The 22,250-nt window shown below is 67.8% G+C and carries 16 protein-coding genes; 8 read left to right on the top strand and 8 right to left on the bottom strand.

What is annotated here, in order from left to right:
• Positions 1-72: 72 nt before the first annotated feature.
• Together ACODTW_RS07955 and rfaE1 are read left to right on the top strand one after the other, a co-directional pair.
• On the top strand, positions 73-1,893 hold the full coding sequence (locus tag ACODTW_RS07955) for an alpha-amylase family glycosyl hydrolase (RefSeq protein ID WP_488945431.1): 1,821 nt from the start codon (positions 73-75) through the stop codon (positions 1,891-1,893).
• A gap of 442 nt (positions 1,894-2,335) precedes the next feature.
• Entirely contained in the window at positions 2,336-3,790 is a 1,455-nt protein-coding gene (gene rfaE1, locus ACODTW_RS07950; RefSeq protein ID WP_488945430.1) for a D-glycero-beta-D-manno-heptose-7-phosphate kinase, read from the top strand.
• A gap of 6 nt (positions 3,791-3,796) precedes the next feature.
• On the opposite strand, the gene ACODTW_RS07945 is transcribed toward rfaE1, so the two are convergent.
• The 3 genes from ACODTW_RS07945 to ACODTW_RS07935 all read right to left on the bottom strand — a co-directional run bounded on the left by ACODTW_RS07945 (position 3,797) and on the right by ACODTW_RS07935 (position 6,555).
• Entirely contained in the window at positions 3,797-5,173 is a 1,377-nt protein-coding gene (locus ACODTW_RS07945) for an aminotransferase-like domain-containing protein (RefSeq protein ID WP_488945429.1), read from the bottom strand.
• On the bottom strand, positions 5,170-5,571 hold the full coding sequence (locus ACODTW_RS07940) for a DUF983 domain-containing protein (protein ID WP_488945428.1): 402 nt from the start codon (positions 5,569-5,571) through the stop codon (positions 5,170-5,172). Before ACODTW_RS07940 ends, ACODTW_RS07945 begins: the two co-directional genes overlap by 4 nt.
• 102 nt (positions 5,572-5,673) lie before the next feature.
• A complete protein-coding gene (locus ACODTW_RS07935; RefSeq protein WP_488945427.1) occupies positions 5,674-6,555 on the bottom strand; it encodes a LysR family transcriptional regulator in 882 nt (293 codons plus the stop codon).
• Positions 6,556-6,671: 116 nt separating this feature from the next.
• Between ACODTW_RS07935 and ACODTW_RS07930 the strand changes: the two genes are divergently transcribed.
• Positions 6,672-7,820, top strand: a complete 1,149-nt coding sequence (locus tag ACODTW_RS07930) for a TDT family transporter (RefSeq protein ID WP_488945426.1) — start codon at positions 6,672-6,674, stop codon at positions 7,818-7,820.
• Positions 7,821-8,196: 376 nt separating this feature from the next.
• Positions 8,197-10,248 (top strand): methyl-accepting chemotaxis protein, encoded by a 2,052-nt coding sequence (locus ACODTW_RS07925; protein WP_488945425.1) that lies wholly within the window; start codon positions 8,197-8,199, stop codon positions 10,246-10,248.
• Between the two features lie 63 nt (positions 10,249-10,311).
• Here ACODTW_RS07925 and ACODTW_RS07920 read toward each other — a convergent pair whose 3' ends face one another.
• From ACODTW_RS07920 to ACODTW_RS07910, 3 genes are read right to left on the bottom strand one after another with little or no spacing between them, the layout of a single operon-like run.
• Positions 10,312-10,842: a HutD/Ves family protein gene (locus tag ACODTW_RS07920; protein WP_488945424.1), complete on the bottom strand. Its 531-nt coding sequence runs from the start codon at positions 10,840-10,842 to the stop codon at positions 10,312-10,314.
• A complete protein-coding gene (gene hutC / locus ACODTW_RS07915) occupies positions 10,842-11,567 on the bottom strand; it encodes a histidine utilization transcriptional repressor HutC (RefSeq protein WP_488945423.1) in 726 nt (241 codons plus the stop codon). The genes ACODTW_RS07920 and hutC overlap by 1 nt, the downstream gene beginning before the upstream one ends.
• A complete protein-coding gene (locus tag ACODTW_RS07910; protein ID WP_488945422.1) occupies positions 11,564-12,919 on the bottom strand; it encodes a formimidoylglutamate deiminase in 1,356 nt (451 codons plus the stop codon). Before ACODTW_RS07910 ends, hutC begins: the two co-directional genes overlap by 4 nt.
• Positions 12,920-13,235: 316 nt before the next feature.
• On the opposite strand from ACODTW_RS07910, the gene hutI reads away from it, so the two are divergent.
• The 4 genes from hutI to hutU all read left to right on the top strand — a co-directional run bounded on the left by hutI (position 13,236) and on the right by hutU (position 18,549).
• Entirely contained in the window at positions 13,236-14,453 is a 1,218-nt protein-coding gene (hutI, locus tag ACODTW_RS07905; RefSeq protein ID WP_488945421.1) for an imidazolonepropionase, read from the top strand.
• Positions 14,441-15,985, top strand: coding sequence for a histidine ammonia-lyase (gene hutH, locus ACODTW_RS07900; protein ID WP_488945420.1), 1,545 nt, complete (start codon positions 14,441-14,443; stop codon positions 15,983-15,985). The genes hutI and hutH overlap by 13 nt, the downstream gene beginning before the upstream one ends.
• Positions 15,986-16,048: 63 nt before the next feature.
• On the top strand, positions 16,049-16,888 hold the full coding sequence (gene hutG / locus ACODTW_RS07895) for an N-formylglutamate deformylase (RefSeq protein ID WP_488945419.1): 840 nt from the start codon (positions 16,049-16,051) through the stop codon (positions 16,886-16,888).
• Entirely contained in the window at positions 16,885-18,549 is a 1,665-nt protein-coding gene (gene hutU / locus ACODTW_RS07890) for a urocanate hydratase (protein WP_488945418.1), read from the top strand. The genes hutG and hutU overlap by 4 nt, the downstream gene beginning before the upstream one ends.
• 50 nt (positions 18,550-18,599) lie before the next feature.
• Here the strand turns inward: hutU and ACODTW_RS07885 are convergent, their stop codons facing one another.
• Both ACODTW_RS07885 and ACODTW_RS07880 read right to left on the bottom strand, forming a co-directional pair.
• On the bottom strand, positions 18,600-19,817 hold the full coding sequence (locus ACODTW_RS07885) for an MFS transporter (protein WP_488945417.1): 1,218 nt from the start codon (positions 19,815-19,817) through the stop codon (positions 18,600-18,602).
• 267 nt (positions 19,818-20,084) lie between these two features.
• Entirely contained in the window at positions 20,085-22,091 is a 2,007-nt protein-coding gene (locus ACODTW_RS07880; RefSeq protein WP_488945416.1) for a hypothetical protein, read from the bottom strand.
• Between the last annotated feature and the right edge of the window lie 159 nt (positions 22,092-22,250).

Genomic DNA, 22,250 nt, shown 5'->3' with positions numbered 1-22,250 from the left:
GCCGGCCGATTTTTTGGGGGAGGGGCCGCGACCTACGATTGTTCCCCCCCCACTCCCTCCGAAAGGCCCCCCATGCCGCTCCGTCGTTCCCTGACCGCCGCCGCCGCCCTGCTGGCCCTTTGCCTGCCTGCCGCGGCCGCCGATGCCCCCAACCCGGCCCGGCCCTTTGCCGATGATGTGGTCTATTTCGTCGTCACCGACCGCTTCGCCAATGGCGATGCGTCCAATGACAAGGGTGGGCTGAAGGGCGGGGCGGAGCAGACGGGCTTTGACCCTGCCGATATCGGCATGTTCCAGGGCGGGGATTTCCAGGGGCTGACGGCCAAGCTGGATTACATCCAGGGTCTGGGTGCCACCGCCATCTGGGTCACCCCGCCCGTGGTCAATAAGGTGGTCCACAAATATGACAGCGGCCTGTCGGCGGGCTATCACGGCTATTGGGGCCTGGATTTCCTGAATGTCGATGCGCATCTGGGCGGCAACGCCGCCTTCAAGGCATTTGTGGAGGCCGCCCACGCCCGCAAGATCAAGGTGATCCTGGATATCGTCGTCAACCATACGGGCGACGTCATCCAGTATCGCGAATGCGACGGCACCACCATGCGGCGCATGTGCGACTACCGCTCGCGCGGGGATTTCCCCGCCACAAGCCGCGCCGCCGACGGCGCCGCCATCAATGATGGCTTCGCCGGCGACGGTCCCGCCGGCCAGACGCGGCCCAATTACGCCCGTCTGACCGACATCACCTATGCCTATACCCCCTATATCCCCAAGGGGCAGGAAAAGGCCAAGAATCCGGCCTGGATGAACGATCCCCGCCATTACCATAATCGCGGCGACAGCACGTTCCGCGGTGAAAGCAGCACCCTGGGTGATTTCGCCAAGCTGGACGATCTTTATACCGAACAGCCGGCGGTTACCGACGGGCTGATCGAGATCTACAAGCACTGGATCCGCGAATACCGGGTGGACGGGTTCCGCCTGGACACGGCCAAACATGCGAACCCGGAATTCTGGCACCGGTTCGTGCCTGAAATCACCGCCTTCGCCAAGGCAGAGGGCATTCCCGATTTCTTCATCTTCGGGGAGGTGGCGGACGATGCCGTCTCCGACCTGGCCGCCTATACGCGCATCCTGGGCCTGCCCTCGGTGCTGGATTTCGGGCTGGCCAAGGCGGCATCCGACACGCTGGGCGGCGTGCGCGATCTGGACGAATGGGACCGGCTGTTCCGGGGCGACATGCTTTATCCCGGCGGGCCGGGGACGGCACAGACCCTGGCCACCTTCATCTCCAACCATGATCAGGGACGGCTGGCCTTCAAGATCCGCAAGACCAACCCCGCCATGCCGGCGGCAGAGCTGCAGGCCCGGGTGATGCTGGGCCACGCCCTGATGTTCTTCTCCCGCGGCGTGCCCGTCATCTATTACGGCGATGAACAGGGTTTCGTGGGCCTGGGCGATGACAAGGCCTCGCGCCAGCCCATGTTCCCCACCCCGGCCAAACAGTTCAACGAGGAAGAACGGCTGGGCACCGTCGGCCCGCGCACGGGCGACAGTTTCCGCCCCGACCATGCGCTCTACCGCGCCATCGCCGAAATGGCCGCCATCCGCACGGCCCATCCCGGCCTGCGCCAGGGCCGCACGGTGACGCGCGCCTGGCCGGAAAAGGGCCCGGGCCTGCTGGTCTTCTCCCGCATCGATGAGGCGCGGGGGGAAGAATATCTGGTGGCCGTCAATACCGGCACGGCGGTGCAGTCGCTGAAAGTGGCCACCGACGGGCCGGGCACTACCTGGACCGCCCTGCACGGGGCCTGCGCGGCGCAAGGCGGGGCGGGCGGCAGCTACGCCGTCACGGTCCCGGCCCTGGACTATGTGGTCTGCCGGAAGGGGTGACGGGGGGCGATCTGGAAGCACTCTCTACCGTCATTCCGGCAAAGGCCGGGGTCCGGCGTGTGGCACAGTCAGCGCCTGTCAGAATCAGGTCAAATCGCCAATTTTTTTCGTCATCCCGGCGAAAGCCGGGACCCAGGGGCCACAGGATCAACCCTGAACGCAGCGTCGATCAAAGCGGCGGAAAGGTCGGGCTTTTGGCCCCTGGGTCCCGGCTTTCGCCGGGATGACGGGAGATGATGCGTCAAGGTGGTCTAATACTGAGTTGCCTTGATCAGAACCCATGGGTTCTGATCAAGGCCCTCAATCGCCGGCGCCAACATGCCAACGGCTTGGCTTCACGCGGCATGGTCTAAGCGTTCGCAGACGCCCCCCCACGCCCCTTCCAACCGGCCGCGTCCCGCTCTATCCTGCCGGCCGTTCACACAACCTTACCGGCCGCTCCATGACCGACCTGTCCAGCCTGATCGACGCCCTGCCCGGTTCCCGCATCCTGGTGGTGGGGGATGTGATGCTGGATCGGTTCGTCCACGGTCGCGTCGACCGGGTATCGCCGGAAGCGCCCATCCCCGTGCTGCGTGTGCAGCGGGAAAGCGTGATGCCGGGTGGGGCCGGCAATGTCGCGGCCAGTCTGGCAGCATTGGGCGTGTCGGCCGATCTGGTCACCATCATCGGCGATGACGGGCCGGGCCGGGAATTGTCTTCCCTGGTGGCGGACCGGCTGGGCCATGCCGACGGGCTGATCCCCGTCGCCGGCCGGCCGACCACGACCAAGACCCGCTTCATCGCCGCCGCCCAGCAATTGCTGCGCGCCGATGCCGAAACGGACGCTGCCATCCCCGATCAGGCGGCCTCGCTGCTGCTGGCACAGGTGGCGCGGCGCCTGCCCGGTGCCGCCATGCTGATCCTGTCCGATTATGGCAAGGGCGTGCTGACGCCCGACCTGACCCAGGCGCTGATCGCGGCGGCAGGGGCTGCCGGCGTGCGCGTGCTGGTCGATCCCAAGGGCCGGGATTACCGGCGCTATCGCGGGGCGGCCATCATCACCCCCAATGCCCGTGAACTGGCCGAGGCCACGGGCATGGATGTGCGTGACGATGCCGCCGTGGTGTCCGCCGCCCGTGCGCTCTCCGCCGATTGCGGCATCGGGGCCGTGCTGGCCACCCGCAGCGAACAGGGGATGAGTGTGGTGCCCGCGGCCGGCCCCGTCACCCATCTGCGCGCCCAGGCGCGGGAAGTGTTTGACGTGTCGGGGGCCGGCGACACGGTGGTGGCCGTGCTGGCGGCAGCGCTCGCCGCCGGGGCCGATCTGGTCGATGCCGCACACCTGGCCAATATCGCGGCCGGCATCGTGGTGGCCAAGGTGGGCACGGCCATTGTGCGGGCCGATGAACTGCATGCGGCCCTGACCGAAAGCCATCTGGCCGGGGCCACGGGCAAGATCGCCAGTCTGGAACAGGCGGTGGAGCAGGTGGAACGCTGGCGCCGGCAGGGGCTGCGTGTCGGCTTCACCAATGGCTGCTTCGACCTGCTGCATCCCGGCCATATCAGCCTGGTGGCCCAGGCGCGGGCCGAATGCGACCGGCTGGTGCTGGGCCTGAACAATGATGCCAGCATCCGCCGCCTGAAGGGGCCCACCCGGCCTGTGCAGAATGAACAATCCCGCGCCCTGGTCCTGTCGGCGCTGGGCGATATCGATCTGGTCGTGCTGTTCGGGGAGGATACGCCGCTGCGCCTGATCCAGGCACTGCATCCCGACGTGCTGGTCAAGGGGGCCGACTATACGGTCGACAATGTGGTCGGCGCGCGCGAGGTGATCGGCTGGGGCGGCAAGCTCGTGCTGGCAAAGCTGGAAGCCGGCCAGAGCACCACAGGCATCATCGCCCGCATGGGGGCGTGAGGGGACCTACACAATCCCCCCATCGGCCGCCGGACCATAGCGTAGCAAACCCGCCAGCCGTTCCAGGCCCAGGGCCAGGGTGGCGCGGTCGGGGGCCGCCCCCAGGGCGACGCGGGCGTGATGGGCCTTGTCCGCGCCCACGGCGAAGGACAGGCCGGGCACCAGGGCGGCGCCGGCCCGGCGGGCGGCCGCCACGAAACTGAGGTCGGTCCAGGCAGCGGGCAGGGTCAGCCACAGATGATGGCCCTGCGGATGGCCCACCGCGCTGCCCGGCGGCAGGATATGGGCGGCCAGGCGCTGGCGCTCCGTCGCTTCCTCCCGGATGGCGGCCAGGACTTCCCGTGCCGTGCCATCCTGGATCCAGCGCGTGGCCACGGCTACGGACAGGGGCGGGGCCATCTGCGCCGTGGCGCGCAGGGCGCTCTGTACCGGTTCCGGGTTGCTATGGGGTGGCATCACCAGATAGGCCACGCGCAGGCCGGGCGTCAGCCCCTTGGACAGGGTGGCCACATGCCAGACCCGGTGCGGGGCCAGGGCCGCCAGCGGCGGCGGGGCGGGGTCGGCCAGCACGCCATAGGCATCATCCTCGATCACCGTCAGCCCATATTTCTCCACCACCGCCAGCAGCGCCTGCCGGCGCTCCAGCGGCAGGGTCAGGCCCAAGGGATTATGGATGGTGGGGGTCATGTAGAGCAGCTTTGCCCCCGTGGCCGTCACCGTCCGTTCCAGCTCGTCCGGCAGCATGCCGTCCCCGTCGCCGGCCACCCCCACCATGTCCAGTCCGCGGGCCTGCGCGGCCAGCTGGAAGCCGGGATAGACATAGCGGTCGGTCAGCACCGTCCCCCCCGGCATGGAGAGCGGGGACAGCAGCGCGGTCAGCGCCACCTGTGCTCCGCCCGTCACCAGCACGCGCGCCGCCGTCAGCCCCGGCAGCCGGTCGGCCAGCCACAGGGCCCCTGCCGCCCGGTCCGGCTCCCCGCCGCCCGACGGCTGGTAATTCAGCAGGCTGGACAGGTCGGGCCGGCGGGTCAGGGCCGCCATGGCGCGGGCCAGCCGCACGGCGATGCCGGCCTTGGCCGGCTGCGGTGGCAGGTTCATGGACAGATCCAGCTCTACCGGCGTGGGCGGCGGGCGGCCATTCGCATCGGCCACGAAGGTGCCGCGGCCCACCACCGTCTCCACCAGCCCGCGCAGGCGGACCTCCGCATAGGCGCGCGTCACCGTCGTCAGATCAACGCCCATCGCGTCGGCCAGCGCCCGGTGCGGGGGCAGGCGGGTGCCGGGGGGCAGGGCGCCGCAGGATATGTCGGCCTCCATGGCGTCGGCCAGCGCCTTGTAGATGGCCACACCTTGCGGCAGGTCGGGCGGAGTCCAGACGGTCATTGCGGCTCCTGCGGATCGTCGGTTTCCAGCCGCCCCTGTTCGGCCTTGTTCAGATATTGGGCGCAGACCAGCCAGCCCTTCAGCGGCCGCAGCAGCGCCAGGCAGGACAGCACCGACAAGGGCAGGGTGGTGAAGGCATGCACCCAGTAGGGTGCCTGGAAGGCCAGCTCCAGCCAGACCGCGAACCCGGTCAGCGGGAAGCTGACGATGGACATGGTGAAGAAGGCGGGCCCGTCGGCCGGGTCGGCAAAGGACAGGTCCAGCCCGCAATGCGGACAGCTTTTCGCCAGGCGCAGATAGCCGTCGAAGATCTTGCCCTGATGGCAGGACGGGCACAGGCCCCGGCTGCCCAGCCCGAACGGCGTCAGGGCAAGATCGGTTCTGGCATGGTCGGCCATGGTCATCCTCAAGTGTATGGACCATACAATTCAGATTGTATGGCATCGAACCGATCCATACACCCGATCCCGCCGCCTGTCCGTGTGCCGGCTTGTCGCAGGTCAGGCCGGCGGGCTCACCTGGGTGGCGAAGGCGTCGGCCGCCCTGGACCGGTAGCGCTCCCGGTGGCGCAGCAGGAAAAACGGCCGGGGCAGGGGCGGGACGGGCGCTTCCACCAGCCGCCCATGGGCCAGGGCCGCCGCCACCACGCTGCGCGACATCAGGGTTGCCCCCATCCCCTGCTCCACGGCCCCCACCACCGCCTCATTCTCCGGCAGTTCCAGGTCGGGCACCAGCCGGGCCGGGTCCAGCCCGTGGGCGGCGGCCAGGCTGTCAAAGGCCCGGCGCGTGCCCGATCCCGGTTCCCGCAGCACCCAGGCGCTTTCCGTCAGGTCGGTCACGGGCCGGGTCCGGCGGGCCCAGGGATGGTCGGGGGCGACCACCACCAGCATTTCGTCCATCGCCACCCGCTGGGCGCTGACGCCGGGCTGGTCGTCGGCCCATTCGATCAGGCCGATCTCCGCCTTGCCGTCGCGCACCGCCCGGCTGACTTCCGCCGTGTTGCCGACGCCGACGGACAGGCGGATGCCAGGGTATTGGCGGCGAAAGGCGGCCAGTTGCGCCGGCAGCCAATAGGATGCGACGGTCTGGCTGGCCATGATCGACAGATCGCCGCGCATCAGGCCCGACAGGTCGGCCAGCGCCGCCTCCGCCGCCCGTGCCGCCGTCAGAACCTTCTGCGCTTCGGCCAGGAACAGGCGGCCGGTGGGGTTCAGCACGATGGACCGTCCCACCCGGTCGAACAGGTTGACCCCGTGCCGGTTCTCCAGGCTGCTGATGGCAGCACTGACCGCCGATTGCGTCATATGCAGTGTTTCCGCCGCCCGCGTGATGTGTTCCACCGCCGCCACGGCCACGAAAATCCGCAATTGCTCCAGCGTCATGGCGGGTCACCTCTGTGCCAATCATTCGATCTAGTCGAATATTACGACAATAACATATCGTTGGAATCGATTAACGCAAAGTCCTATCCGTTGCCGCAGCCCAAGGAGCGAAGATCATGACGGCACGGATCGGCACCATCGTAGAGCCCCGTTCCCGGACAATTCCGGCATGGCGCGGCATCATCCTGCATTTCACGCCCAACTGGTTCGCGGCGACCATGGGGACGGGCATCCTGTCCGTGGCCCTGGCTCAGTTTCCCGACCGTCCTGGGATGCAGGCCACGGGTCTGCTGCTCTGGCTGGCGAACATGGTCCTGTTCGCGCTGTTCACGCTGCTCTATGCCTTGAAATGGCTGTCCCATCGTCCGCACGCGCGTCGTGTGGCCGATCATGCGGTTCTGTCCATGTTCCTGGGCTGCATCCCCATGGGGCTGGCGACCATCATCAATGGCTGGCTGCTTTATGGCCTGCCGCTGCTGGGCGCCGCCGCCATTGCCATCGCCACCGGCCTGTGGCTGCTGGACGCTGCGCTGGCGGTTCTGGTGGGGCTGGCCGTACCCTTCTGGATGTTCACCCGCCAGGATCACGCCATGCCGCAGATGAGCGCGGTCTGGCTACTGCCCGTCGTGGCGGCGGAGGTGGCGGCGGCCAGCGGGGCCCTGCTGCTGCCCCACCTGCCCGACCCGGGTCTGCGTTTCGCCCTGCTGCTGGCCGATTATGCGTTGTGGTCCCTGTCGGTGCCGCTGGCGCTGGGCATTCTGGTCATCCTGTTCCTGCGGCTGGTGCTGCACAAGCTGCCGCCGGCCGCCATGGCGGCGACCAGCTGGCTGGCCCTGGGCCCGATCGGTACGGGTGCGCTGGTCCTGGCGCTGCTGTCGGTCAATGGTGCGCCCGTCCTGGCCGGACACCGGGCGCTGGCTGCCCTGGCACCGGCCCTGTCCGGGGCCTGCCTGCTGGGGGCGCTTCTGCTGTGGGCCTATGGCCTGTGGTGGCTGGTCATGGCCGTCGCCATCGCGGCGCGATACCGGTGCCAGGGTGTGCCCTTCAACCTGGGCTGGTGGGGCTATATCTTCCCGCTGGGCGTCTATGCGGTGGCGACCCTGAAGCTTGGGCAGATCGTCGACGCAGCCTTTATGACCGATACCGGCTGCTTTCTGATTGCACTGCTGGCCATGCTGTGGGTGCTGGTGGCCGGTCGTACCCTGCGGGGAGCATTGTCCGGGGAGCTGTTCCACGACCCATGCGTGGCGACGCCGGCCCCGTGATAGCGATGCATCAACCCTGTGTGTGCAGCATTGTTCCAGGGAGAGGCCGCGTCGCGTCCGGCGTCCCGCAGGTCCGGCTGGCATAGTTGAAGATTTCAACGGTTCGGGCCAGCTTCAATCGATGACAGTTCTATCGATCCGATGGATTCTTCTGGTCTGGCAGCAGAAAGACCGATCGAGAACTTGCCTTTGCAGAATAATATTTAACTTATTTGCTTCGAATATAGGGCCGTATACTTTATAGTGAAAGCTAACGACCAAAGTAGAGGAAAGAGTTTGTCAAGTTTTGACATAGATCAGTATTTAATTTGTTAGGCTGGTGTTAACGATGACATCCTAGATTTCCCTGAAACAACGAACTTTTGGGGCGCCAGAGATGTCGATCAGCATTCAGAAAAAAGTCGTGGGGATTGTTAGTGTATTGGCCTGTGTTTCCCTGGCGCAGTCAGTGACCCAGGGATACCATGCCTGGGAAAGCATCATCACGGCCAACCACGCCGCGGACAGCAATCAAATCGCCTCCACCATCCTGAATGCGGCCGGCAAGCTGGCGGTGGAACGGGGCAGCACGAATGCGGCACTGGCCGCGGCTCAGACCAGCGCCGACCAGCGGGCCGCTGTGGAGCGTGCGCGCAAGGTTGTGGACGACGCCCTGGGACAGGCGCAGAAGGCAGCAGACCAGGCCGGGCTGGGCGGGGCGGAGGTTCGGACCGTGGCCGAGCGTCTGGCGAAGGCCCGATCCGGGGCGAGTGCCGGCATGGACGGCGCGGCTGGTCGGGACCCGGCCATCTGGTTCGCCAGTGCCACGCAGAATATCGACATGCTGCTGATCCAGGCCCGACAATCCAGTGCCGGGGTGGCCCTGTCGGACGAGTCCCGCCTTCTGGAGGGGCTGTCCGTTGCCACCGGACTGGGGGTGGTCGCCGAACATCTGGGCCGGCAGCGCGGCATGGTGGCCGGGGTGATCGCCAGCGGCAGGGCGCCGACGGCGGCGCAGCTGGCAGCCATCGGCAGTGCCAGCGGCAGCATCGGTGTCAGCCTGTCGGCAGCGGAGGCCCGCGCGCGGACCCTGGCCCCCGCCATGCGTCGGGCTGTTGCCCAGGCCCAGGAGGCGTCACGCACGCTGGCCGGCCAACTGCAATCCGTGCTGGATGCGGCGGCGGCCGGCCAACCCTATCCGCTGGACAGCCAGAGCTGGTTCAAGGCCGCCTCCGTCGCCATTGACGATGTCATCGCCCAGCGCCAGACGGCGGAAGCCGAAACGACCCTGATGGCCCAGACCCTGAAGACCGAGCGGGCCTGGAACCTGGGCGGGTCGCTGCTGGTCGTGCTGGCGGGGCTGTCCCTGCTGTCGCTGGCCGTGCTGGTCGTGTGCCGGCAGGTGCTGCGGCCCTTGAACCAGCTGGGATGGGCCATCGAACGCTTTGCCAGGGAAGATTACAGCGTCGAGGTCCCGCATTGCCGCCGCCAGGATGAACTGGGCACCATGGCGCGGTCGGTCGCGGTGCTGAAAAGTGCCGGTCAGGAGGCTGCAAGGCTGCGTTCGGTGGAGCAGGAGCGCCATCAGGCCCGTGAACGTCATGCCGATATGCTGGATGCCCTGATCCGGCGCTTCGACGAAGCAGCGTCGCTGACCATCCGCGACATGTCGTCGGCCGCCACCGAACTGGAGGCCACGGCAGCGCAGATGTCCGGCATTTCCACCGAAACGCTGCGCCAGTCCCGCGCCGCCACCGGGGCGGCCGACAATGCCAATGACAAGATTCAGTCCGTTGCCGCCGCGGCCGAGGAACTGTCCAGCTCCATCGCTGAAATCCAGCGTCAGGCGGACCGGTCCAGCCAGTCGGCCGGCACGACCATGGCTCAGGCGGCGGATGCCAACCACACTTTGGCGGAGCTTTCCAGTGCGGCGCAGCGCATCGGGGATGTGGTGGTGATGATCCATTCCATTGCGTCGCAGACCAACCTGCTGGCCCTGAACGCCACGATCGAGGCCGCCCGCGCAGGGGAAGCCGGCAAGGGCTTCGCCGTCGTGGCGTCGGAAGTGAAGATGCTGGCTAACCAGACGGCCAAGGCCACCGACGATATCACGCGGCAGATTGCGGAGATGCAGCAGGCCACCGATCGGTCGGTGATTGTCATCGGTCAGGTCGCGGACGCCATCGCCGACCAGAATGCCATTGCCCATGAAATCGCCAGTGCCGTGGATCAGCAATCCGCCGCCACGGCGGAAATCGCCGGCAGCGTCACGGAGGCGGCCGGCAGCTTCGACCATGTTGACAGCGCCATGACCCAGGTGACGGCGGCGGCCGGAGAGGCCGGCGACATGTCCCGGCAGGTGTCGCAGGCGGCGTCAAGCCTGGCCCGCAACGCCACGATGCTGCGTGACGAGATGCTGCGTTTCTTCGAGGATATCAGGGCGGCGTGAGCAGCCTCTCGTGCCGTCGGGACTGTCGCAGCGGACGGCCCCGACGGCACCGCGGCGGCCAGATCAACAGGGCCGGATCGTGATCAGCAGGGCCGGTCCCTGCCCGGTCAGATCGGCCCCGACACCCGCGCCCAGCATCAGGGCATCCCCGCGCGCCATGCCGTCGATCCCGTCACCCGTTGCCAGAAGCAGGCGCAGATCGCCGACAGGGTTCAGCGTCACCGGCGCCATCACCCGTTCAACCTGATGCGTGAACCGGCCCCGGCGTGTCATCACGTTCACGTCATGGATCGGCCCGCCCGTTACCACCGCCGTGACCGGCATCTCCCCATCGAAGGCAAAGGGCGCGCTGTCGGGCGTCAGCACAAGGCCGTTCAGCGCCATGGAGCCACCTGACAGCAGGGTCAGGGTGCGGTTGATACCGGGAAAGGCGGAGAAAGGCCCATCCCCATCCACCCGTGCGATGGACACCCGCCAGTCGAAATCCGACAGACCGGCCCCTTCCGGGAACAGGGCGACCGTTGCCGTTTCGCCACCGCCATTTTTCCACGGCATGGCGACACGGTCGGCTGCACGCAGCAGGCGCCCGCCCATCAGGCACCACCCGCGCCCGTGAACCGGGCCACCAGATCGAAACCGTCACCGGGGAAGACCTGACGCACATGGGTGATGGGCTGGTCCCCGCGCCAGGTGCGGCGTTCCAGCATCAGACAGGCCGTGCCTTCCTCCACGCCCAGCGCACCGGCCAGCCGGCCGGCCGGGGCCGCCGTGATGCGGTGTTCGGCCTCCGTCCAGGGGACATGGGCCAGCAGCCAGGAACCGGGCGCGATGCGGGTGAAATCGGCCTGGGCCGCGTCGGGCACGGATTTCAGGCTGATCAGCCGTTCCTCCACGGCAAAGGGGCGTCCGTCGGCCAGATGCCGGCAGGTCAGGGCCAGCACCTTGGCCCCACGCGGCGGCTGCATGCGGGCGGGATCGACGGATGCTGCCGGCAGCACGTCCCGCGCCAGCAGTTCCAGCCGGTAATCCTGCCCGCGTCCCGTCACTTCCGCCTGGATGTCGGGGATGGCCAATGCTGCCATATGGATCTGCGGCCGGGCGACAAAGGTGCCGGCGCGCTTGCGCCGTTCCAGCAATCCCGCCTCCACCAGCCCCGACAGCGCCTTGTTCACCGTCATGCGGGCGCAGCCATATTGCGCCATCAGCTCATGTTCGAACGGGATGCGGTCGCCGGGGCGCAGGGTTCCGGACAGGATGGCGCCTTCGATATCGGCGCGGATGCGGGCATGCAGGGAGGCGGGGCTGTCGGGCAGGCTCATGACAGGATGGTTCCCAGGGCCAGACGGTAACGCGCGGCGACGGCGTCGCGCACGACATGGCGGCCCCCGCTTACCACGCGGCGCCCCCGCCGCCAAACCCCGTCCACCATCCGTTGTCCGGCAAAGACGAACCCGTCCAGGATGGCGTCCCCGCGCTTGGTGGCCTGACTGGGGTGACCAGCATCCAGGGTGACGAAATCCGCCATTGCACCCGTGACCAGTCCGCCCGCCCGCTGCCCCAGCGCCAGCATCCCGCCTGACAGCGCCCCGTCGAACAGGGTCCGGCCGGTTGACGGTGTGTCCGCGCGGCCCAGCACATTGCGCGCCCGGTGGGCCAGACGCTGGGCATATTCCATGGAGCGCAGTTCTTCCGCCGCGTCGATCAGGACATTGCTGTCCGATCCGATACCGAAGGCGCCGCCGGCCGCCAGATAATCGCGGCCATTGAAAATGCCGTCACCCAGATTGGCTTCCGTGATCGGGCACAGGCCGGCCACGGCCCCGCTGGCCGCTAGCCGTGCCGTTTCCGATGCGTCCATATGGGTGGCATGGACCAGACACCATTGCGCATCCACGGGCGCATGGTCCAGCAGCCAGGCCACAGGCCGCTGCTCCGACCAGGCATGGCAATCGGCCACTTCCTTGATCTGTTCGGCGATATGGATATGAATGGGCCCCCCCTGGGCCAGACCGGGCACCAGGGCCAGACTGTCGGGTGTCACGGCGCGCAGGCTGTGTGGCGCCACGCCCACCACCCCGTCGGGCAGGCCGGCCATGGCCGCGCGGCTGGCTGCCAGCAAACGGGCAAAGCCATCGGGCCGGTTGATGAAGCGTTTCTGGCCGGGGTTTGGCGTCTGCCCGCCAAAGCCGCCGCAATGGTACAGCACCGGCAGCAGGGTCAGGGCGATACCCGTTTCCGCCGCTGCCGCCGCCAGCCGCACGCCCATTTCCGCCGGGTCGGCATAGGCCGCCCCGTCCACGTCATGGTGGATATAGTGGAACTCGCCGACGCGGGTGAAGCCACCTTCCAGCATCTCCACAAAGGCCATGGCGGCAATGGCCTGCATCTCGTCCGGGCCGATGCGGTGGGCGAAGCGGTACATCACCTCCCGCCAGGTCCAGAAGCTGTCCTCCCCCGGCCCCCGCACCTCCGCCAGCCCGGCCATCCCGCGCTGGAAGGCGTGGCTGTGCAGGTTGGGCAGGCCCGGCAGGGCGATGGTGTGGCGTTCATCCGTGGGTTCGGCAGACACGCCGACAGTCACGCCGGCGATGGTTCCATCCGTCACCACAACCCGCACGCCGTCGGCCCAACCGCCCGGCAACAGCGCCTGCTGGAACCAGAACCCCGCCATCCCCATTACCCTTCCAGCTTTCCATTCTGGTCACAGATTAATGTATAGACATAAATTATGTATAGACATAAAAGAGGAGCAGAAGCGCGACAGACGCTGGTTCAACGGTTCAGCGGGGAAGAAGGTTCGGACATGCGGCACAGCTTTTTCGATCAATCGCTTCTTGCCCGCCATCCGGGCGAAATCCGGGAACCGGGAAGTGTCGTGTCGGCATCCCGGCTGGAACCGCTCTACAGCGCTGCCGTCAGATCAGGAACCTGGCCCCTGGGGCCAGGCTTCCGACGCGATGGCATTGTCGACGCCGGAACCAGCCCCCATGCACGCTGACCATCTCTGGACCCATGCGCGGCTGGCCACCATGCGCCCCGACCTGCCGGGTCTGGGGATCATCGATGACGGCATCATCGCCGCCAAGGATGGCCGCATCCTTTATGCCGGCCCCGCCGCCGATGCCGCTGCCTTCACGGCCGCGCTGACCAGCGATCTGCAAGGTCGCTGGGTCACGCCGGGCCTGATCGATTGCCACACGCATCTGATCCATGCCGGCGACCGCGCGCATGAGTTCGAGCTGCGGCTGAAGGGGGCGACCTATGAGGAGATCGCGCGCGCCGGCGGTGGCATCGTCTCCACCATGCGCGCCACCCGCATGGCAACGGAAGAAGCGCTGATCTGCCAGGCCCTGCCGCGGCTGGACGCGCTGCTGGCCGAGGGCGTGACCACGGTGGAGGTCAAGTCCGGCTATGGCCTGACGCTGGCGGACGAGGTGAAGATGCTGCGCGCCGCCCGCGCGCTGTCCGATCAGCGCGCCGTGGGCATCGCCACCACCTTTCTGGGCGCCCACGCCGTACCGCCGGAATATGCCGAGGATCACGACGCCTATATCGATCTGGTCTGCCGGATCATGATCCCCGCCGTGGCACGCGAAGGTCTGGCCGATGCCGTGGACGGGTTCTGCGAAGGTATCGGCTTTTCCCTGGCCCAGGTGCGTCGCGTTTTCCATGCCGCCAAGGCCCACGGTCTGGCCCTGAAACTGCACGCCGAGCAGCTTTCCAACCTGAACGGGGCGGCCCTGGCTGCCCAGTGCGGAGCCCTGTCGGCCGACCATCTGGAACATGTGGACGAACCGGCCGTGCGCGCCATGGCCCAGGCCGGCACCGTCGCTGTCATGCTGCCGGGCGCCTATTACTTCACCCGGGACACGCATCTGCCGCCCATCGACCTGTTCCGCGCCCATGGCGTGCCCATGGCGGTGGCGACGGATTGCAATCCCGGCACGGCGCCGCTGACCTCTCTGCTTTTGTCCATGAACATGGCCGCCACGCTCTACCGGATGAGCGTGGAGGAATGCCTGATCGGCGTGACCCGCCATGCCGCCAGGGCGCTGGGCCGGCAGGCCGATATCGGCACGCTGGAAGCCGGCAAGGCCTGCGACCTGGCCATCTGGGACATCGAGCGGCCCGCCGAACTTGTCTACCGCATGGGGTTCAATCCCCTGCACGCCCGTATCCGCAGGGGGATTCCATGTCCGATTTGAAGAAGATCACGCTGCGTCCCGGTGCCGTCAGCCTTTCCGACTGGCGCGCCATCTATCACGGCGCCGATGTCCGGCTGGACCCTGCCTGCCGCCCGGCCGTGGAGCGCAGTGCCGCCACCATCGCCCGCATCATCGCCAAGGGCGACCCCGTCTATGGCGTGAATACCGGCTTCGGCAAGCTGGCCTCTGTCCGCATCGCCAATGACGATCTGGAAGCGCTTCAGCGCAATATCGTGCTGTCGCATGCGGCCGGCGTGGGCGAGCCCATGCCGCGCAAGGTGCTGCGCCTGATGATGGCGCTGAAGCTGACCAGCCTGGGGGTTGGCGCCTCGGGCGTGAAGCCGGCGACCCTGGACCTGCTGGAAGCGCTGCTGGTCCATGACATCCTGCCATTGGTCCCGGCCCAGGGCTCCGTTGGCGCCTCGGGCGATCTGGCGCCCCTGTCGCACATGGCCCTTGCCCTGATCGGGGAGGGGGAGGTGTTCGCCCGCGGTGTACGTATGCCGGCGGCAGAAGCGCTGGCCGCAGCGGGCCTGTCGCCCCTGATGCTGGGACCCAAGGAAGGGCTGGCCCTGCTGAACGGCACGCAATTTTCGACATCCTATGCCCTGGCGGGCCTGTTCGAGGCTGAACGCCTGCATGGCACGGCCCTGGCCACGGGGGCTCTGGCGACGGAGGCGGCCAAGGGTTCCGACACGCCCTTTGATCCGCGCATCCACATCCTGCGCGGTCACAAGGGCCAGATCGCCGTGGCCGACGCCCTGCGCCGGCTGATGGATGGATCCGCCATCCGCGCGTCGCACCGCGATGATGATATCCGCGTGCAGGACCCCTATTGCCTGCGTTGCCAGCCGCAGGTGATGGGGGCAGCGTTGGACCTGCTGCGGCAGGCGGGGCAGACGCTTTTGACGGAGGCCAACGCCGTCTCCGACAATCCGCTGGTCTTTGCCGAGGATGACAGCGTGCTGTCGGGCGGCAATTTCCACGCCGAACCCGTGGCCTTTGCCGCCGACATGATCGCCATGGCCGTGTGCGAGATCGGGTCCTTGTCCGAACGCCGCGTGGCCATGCTGGTCGATCCCGCCCTGTCCGGGCTGCCCGCCTTCCTGACGCCCAAGCCGGGCCTGAATTCCGGCTTCATGATCCCACAGGTGACGGCGGCAGCCCTGGTGTCGGAGAACAAGCAGCGGGCTTATCCGGCCAGTGTGGACAGCATCCCGACCTCGGCCAACCAGGAAGACCATGTCTCCATGGCCGCCCATGGGGCGCGGCGCCTCTTGTCCATGGTGGAAAATGCCGATGCGGTGCTGGCCATCGAATATCTGGCGGCGGCCCAGGGCTGCGACTTCCACAGCCCCCTGACCAGCAGCGCGGTGCTGGAGGCGCTGCGGGCCAGGTTGCGCGCCGCCGTGCCGACCCTGGCCGACGACCGCTATTTCCATGCGGACATCCAGGCCGCCTTGACGCTGGTCCGCGACGGTGCCCTGCTATCCACGGTGAAGGCATCCGGCATGGATCTGCCGGGTGTCTGAGGGGCTGGCCGCTGTGTCCCGCCGGAAAGGCGGCATCAGCGCCCGAAGCGGAAGGGACCGACCATGACCGACGATCTGGACTGGCTGATCATCCATCGCGGCGATGCGCCGCTGATCCTGTCCATCCCGCATGCTGGCACGGAGATCGATTGGGATGTGGAAGACACGCTGATCGACCCCTGGCTGGCGCGCAAGGATGCCGACTGGTGGGTGGATCAGCTCTATTTCTTCGCCCGCGAGCTGGGTGCGACGGTCGTGCAGACCACCCTGTCCCGCACCATGGTGGATTTGAATCGCCCGCCCGATGGCGCCTCGCTCTATCCCGGCCAGACCACGACGGACCTGTGCCCGATGAGCACGTTCGACGGGGAGCCGCTGTACAAGCCGGGGCAGGAACCCGACGGGATGGAGGTGCTGCGCCGGCGCGAGCGTTTTCACGCCCCCTACCACGCGGCCCTGACGGCGGAGATATTGCGCCTGCGCGGGCTGCACCCGCGGGTCGTGCTTTATGACTGCCATTCCATCCGCTCCTTCGTGCCGCGCCTGTTCGAAGGGGCCCTGCCGCATTTCAATATCGGCACGTTCGAGGGGCGGAGCTGCGCGCCCGACCTGACGAAACTGATCGAACAGGCGTGTGACGTCACACAATTCACCCGCGTCACCAACGGCCGGTTCAAGGGCGGGCACATCACCCGCCATTACGGCCAGCCCGCCAAGGGCGTGCATGCCGTGCAGATGGAACTGGCCTGCCGCGGCTACATCATGGAGCCGGAAGACGATCTGGCCCCCGACAATTGGCCCCCGGCCTTCGATGCCGCTTATGCGGCCCCGATGACCAAGGCCCTGACCCGCATCCTGACGGCCTGCATCGGCTGGGCCACATCCGGAGAGAAGAAGACATGACCCGCCTGGACAATAGCCGCCGCATCAAGGCCCCGCACGGCACCGACCGCACCGCCAAAAGCTGGCTGACAGAGGCGGCGCTGCGCATGCTGATGAACAACCTGGACCCGGACGTGGCCGAACGTCCGGAGGAACTGGTGGTCTATGGCGGCATTGGCCGGGCGGCGCGCGACTGGGCCAGCTTTGACAAGATCGTGGAGACGCTGCGGCGGCTGGAGGATGACCAGACCCTGCTGGTGCAGTCGGGCAAGCCGGTCGGCGTGTTCCGCACCCATGCCGACGCCCCGCGCGTGCTGATCGCCAATTCCAACCTGGTGCCGCACTGGGCCACCTGGGACAAGTTCCACGAGCTGGATGCCAAGGGCCTGATGATGTACGGCCAGATGACGGCCGGCAGCTGGATCTATATCGGCACCCAGGGCATCGTCCAGGGGACGTACGAGACCTTTGTGGAGGTCGGCCGCCGGCATTATGGCGGCAGCCTGGCCGGCCGCTGGATCCTGACCGGCGGTCTGGGCGGCATGGGCGGGGCGCAGCCCCTGGCCGCCGTGATGGCCGGCGCATCGTGCCTGGCCGTGGAATGCCAGCCGTCGCGCATCGATATGCGCCTGCGCACGGGTTATCTGGACCGCGCCACCGACAGCCTGGATGAAGCGCTCGCCATCATCGCGGAAAGCGGTGCTGCGAAGAAGCCCGTCTCCGTCGGCCTGCTGGGCAACGCGGCGGAAGTCTTCCCCGAACTGGTCCGCCGCGGCGTGCGGCCCGATGCCGTCACCGACCAGACATCGGCCCATGACCCGATCAACGGCTATCTGCCGGCCGGATGGACGCTGGACCAATGGTTCAAGGCGCGCGAGGAAGACCCCAAGCGCGTGGAAAAGGCCGCCCGCGCCGGCATGGCGGTACAGGTGCGTGCCATGCTGGATTTCTGGAATGCCGGCGTGCCCACGCTGGATTACGGCAACAATATCCGGCAGATGGCGCTGGAGGAGGGGGTGACCGACGCCTTCGCCTTCCCCGGTTTCGTGCCCGCCTATATCCGCCCGCTGTTCTGCCGCGGCATCGGTCCCTTCCGCTGGGCGGCCCTGTCGGGCGATCCCGACGATATCTACAAGACCGATGCCAAGGTGAAGGAACTGCTGCCCGACAATGTCCATCTGCATAACTGGCTGGACATGGCGCGGGAAAAGATCAAGTTCCAGGGCCTGCCCGCCCGCATCTGCTGGGTCGGCCTGGGCGACCGCCACCGGCTGGCGCTGGCCTTCAATGAGATGGTGGCCAAGGGCGAGCTGAAGGCCCCCGTGGTCATCGGCCGCGACCATCTGGATTCAGGTTCCGTCGCCTCGCCCAACCGGGAGACAGAGGCGATGCTGGATGGGTCGGACGCCGTGTCCGACTGGCCGCTGCTGAACGCGCTGCTGAACACGGCGTCGGGCGCGACCTGGGTGTCGCTGCACCATGGCGGCGGCGTGGGCATGGGCTTTTCCCAGCATAGCGGCGTCGTCATCGTCGCCGACGGCACGGAGGCGGCGGCCCGCCGCCTGGAACGCGTGCTGTGGAACGACCCCGCCACCGGCGTCATGCGCCATGCCGATGCCGGCTACGACATCGCGCGCGACTGCGCCCGGGAAAAGGGGTTGGACCTGCCAGGCATCCTGTGACCTGGAGGGCCCGGTGATCGGCAGCGGTCGCCGGGCCCCGGCCGTCGGCTCTACGCCCCCCGTGCCCGGCGGTTCAGCAGGGTCAGGGTGACGGTGATGGCGGCCATGGGCACCAGGGCCATGTAAAAGGCCGTCTGCCCGCCCAGCCGGTCGAACAAAAGCCCTGTCACGAACGACCCGAAGGTGCCGCCCAGGGCAGAGAAGACCACGATCAGTCCCGTCATGGAGGCGTGGTCATGCTTGGGCAGGGCCGACAGGATGACGGAATTGATGATGGGATAGATCGGCGCCATGAACAGGCCGATCAGGGGCAGCATGAAGGCAGCGGCCGGGGCGGCGAACCAGTCGGCCTCCGCCATGGGTTGCACGCCCGAGGCCAGCGGCAGGGTCAGCAGCACCAGGCCCGCCATGGCGCCCAGGCAGATCGCCAGGAACGGGAACCAGGCCATGCGCGCCAGCACCAGACCGGCCCCCAGCCGGCCCAGCGCGATGCAGGCGGCAAAGATGCTGGTGGCCTGGATCGACATGGCGGGCGGCAGGTGCAGCACTTCGGCATTGAAGGTGGGCAGCCAGGTGCCGATGGCCTGTTCGATCAGCACATAGAGAAAGGCCGAGGCCAGGAAGACCACGGCCAGCGGCGTCGCGGCCAGCCCCGCCATCTGGCGGATGCCGGGTTTGGCGTCGGGCGCCCGGGCCGCCGTCTCGTCCAGCGGGGTCACGGCCCAGAGTGCTGCGGCGGCCAGCGCGATGGCCGACAGGGCCCAATAGACATGCAGCCAGGCCGGATCGGCCGGGTTGTCCGGGGCGACGAACAGGCTGAACAGCCAGTAGCTGCCCAGCACGCCGATCATGAACACGCCTTCGATCAGGTTGGTCAGGCTGGCGTGGCCCTTGTTGTCGCGCGTCAGCAGCCCGATGGAGGAATATGCTGCCACCTTCACATGGGCAAAGCCCACGCCGATGCAGAAGAACATCAGCTTCATGGCCCAGAAGGCGGACAGGAACGGCATGGCAAAGGCCGCCCCCCCTTCCAGCAGCAGGGCCGCGATCATGGCCCGGCGATAGCCGATGCGGGGCAGGAAGCTGGCGACCAGAAAGCTGGTGACGGCGATGGGCAGGTCCTTGTAGGCCTCCAGCCGCCCCGCCTCCAGCTTGGTCACGCCAAAGCTCTGGATCGATTGCAGGATGACCGTGCCCACCGAATTCAGCAGCATGGCGAAGACCACATAGGTCAGCCCCACCGCGACAATCGCCCGTCCGTTCCGCATCGCTGGCCTTTCCTTCCTGTTGTTGTTGTTTGGGGGTGACGGCTGTCGGGTAGGCTAACTTAGTCAATTGCACCTTCCCTGCCTCCCCCGCGAAAGCGGGGGTCCAGGGACCAAGGGCACCGACATGTGGTTCTTGTTGGCCCCTGGATCCCCGCTTTCGCGGGGAAGGCACCTCATTCCAAGGGACTAACTTAGCGCCTGTGGGCCCCGCGTCATGGTTGATGATGGGGATTGTCATTGCCCATTTCCTCTACCCCGCAACCCCGCTCACGGCCCCGGCGGCGTCAGGCCCAGATAGACCGTGCTCCACAATTGCGCGGCGTTGGCTTCCACCTCCACCACGCCGCCCTGGCCCAGGGGGCGGAACTGGTACTGGCCGTCGGTGAAGCGCCAGGACCAGAGTTCGGAGCTGCGCGATTCCGGGCCCACGGCCTGGATCAGTTTCCACAGGTTGCGGCGCGCCCTTTCCAGCCGCGCCCGCGTGGCGGCGGGCAGGTCGCGGCGGGTCAACTGCCGGTCCAGCCCGGCCGCCAGCATCGCCTGCTGCCAGGACCAGATGACGGCGCCGTGATAGGCGCCCTTGCCGAACCGATCGCGGATGGGTTTGTCGGCAAAGGCGGCGTTCGCCACAACGATGCCGACATCCGTGACCAGGCCGGCGGGGAAACGCTTAAAACTGGCGTCCAGCATGCGGTTGAGATCCGCCGCCGGCGGGTCCAGGAACAGCAGGGCGAAGCCGATATCGCTGTGCATGACGGGGATGGGGTGGCCCTGACCATCCAGCGACAGGGCGTCGAAATGCAGCGGCCCGGCGGGCAGGGTGGGGCTGTCCACGCCCATCTCTCCGGCAAAGCGGCGGATGGCGGCGGCGGCCGGGGTGGCCGGGACGGTAACCCCGAACAGGGCCGGCGCCCGGTCTCGCCAGACCCGCGCCATGTCCGCCGCGCGGTCCAGCCCGCCCGTGCCATAGGGGGCCAGCAGGCCGGAGCGGTAGAGCCGGTCCGCGGCGGTGAGTGCGGCCGGCACCAGCACGGCATTGACCGAATAGGCATAGCGACCGTCGGCCAACCCATCCTCGCTGTCGCGCCAGTCGCCGACACGGAACCCGTCGCGCAAGGGCACCAGATGGGCCGGCACGGGATCGCGGGCGAAGGCGGCGGCGCGGTCCAGCACGAAGCCCAGGTTGCGGACCAGCAGCGCGCCATAGGCGGTGCCGTCCGGCGTGCGCCGCATCAGGAATTCCTGCGCCGCCGGCGCGCCCAGATCAGGCGACAGCAGGTACGCGGCCAGGACCGGCGCCAGCATGAAATCATCATCGACCATCTTATAGTCGAGGATGGGGGCGGCGCTGTCCGTCTTGTCTTCTGCCCGGTGGCGCAGGACGGCGAATTCGCCGATATCCTCCTCATGCGCCACCTCCCCGGCCTTGTTCAGCCGTTCCAGCACGGCGCCCAGCCCGGCCTCCAGCGCTGCCGGCTTCAGCACGGGCAGCAGCAGGCGCAGCGACATCAGCGTGTCGCGGCCGAAATAGGTGTTGAAGGTCCAGGACCCGGCCATCAGCTTTTCGCGATAGGACAAGAATTCCAGCACGTTGCGCGCGGTGGCATCGGGCTGGGCATTGTCCTTCAGCAGGTCGGTGGCGCGGATGGGTGTCAGCGGGGCCTCACCGCCCGCCGCATCAAGGCGCAGGCGCAGGGGGCCGCCATCCCGGCTGGCGAGCGTCACGGTGCCGTCGGGGTTGACGCTGGCCGTGCCGTTGAGCGGGGTCAGGGTCAGGGCGAAGCCGGGGGCGCCGTCCAGCCGGTCGCGTTGCCAGCGCAGGCCGGCGCCGTCCGGTACGGGCAGGGTATCGACCAGGGGCTCGCGCTTTCCCGTCAGGGCGAAATCGCGCAGGACGCGGATATTGGACAGGATGGTGGTGGTGATGGTGAAGCGGGGCGCGCCGATCTCCACCAATCCGGAGACACCGTAAAGCGGGCGGCCCCGGCCGTCGCGGATTTCCAGCGGGGCCAGGGGTTCGACCAGATGCAGGGGCACGGCCTTGCCCACTTCGTCCGACCACAGGCCGATGCCGCTGTTGCCGGCCGGCAGGGCGATGATGATGCGCCCGCCGCCCAGCACCAGATGCGCGGAAACCGGACCATCGCGGAAGAACTGGTTCTCCAGATGCCCAACGGGCAGGGCGAAGCGCAACGGGTCCTCCGCCCGCACGGGCCCGGCGGCGAGCAGGGCCAGCAGCGGCAGGGCAAGACCCAGGCGGGAAAGGCGGGGCATGGGGGCTCCTTTGGGGGCGTCAACCCCGTTGCCGTGTCGGGGCAAGGTCAATTTATTGCACTATCTTGCTTTCCCCGCGAAAGCGGGGATCCAGGGGCCCCAAGGAACAGCCGTTGGTGCCCTGGGCCCCTGGACCCCCGCTCATCAAGGGGGAGGCAG

The sequence above is a fragment of the Niveispirillum sp. FG148 genome (assembly GCF_057809655.1).
This window is presented reverse-complemented; position numbering and strand designations above follow the sequence as displayed.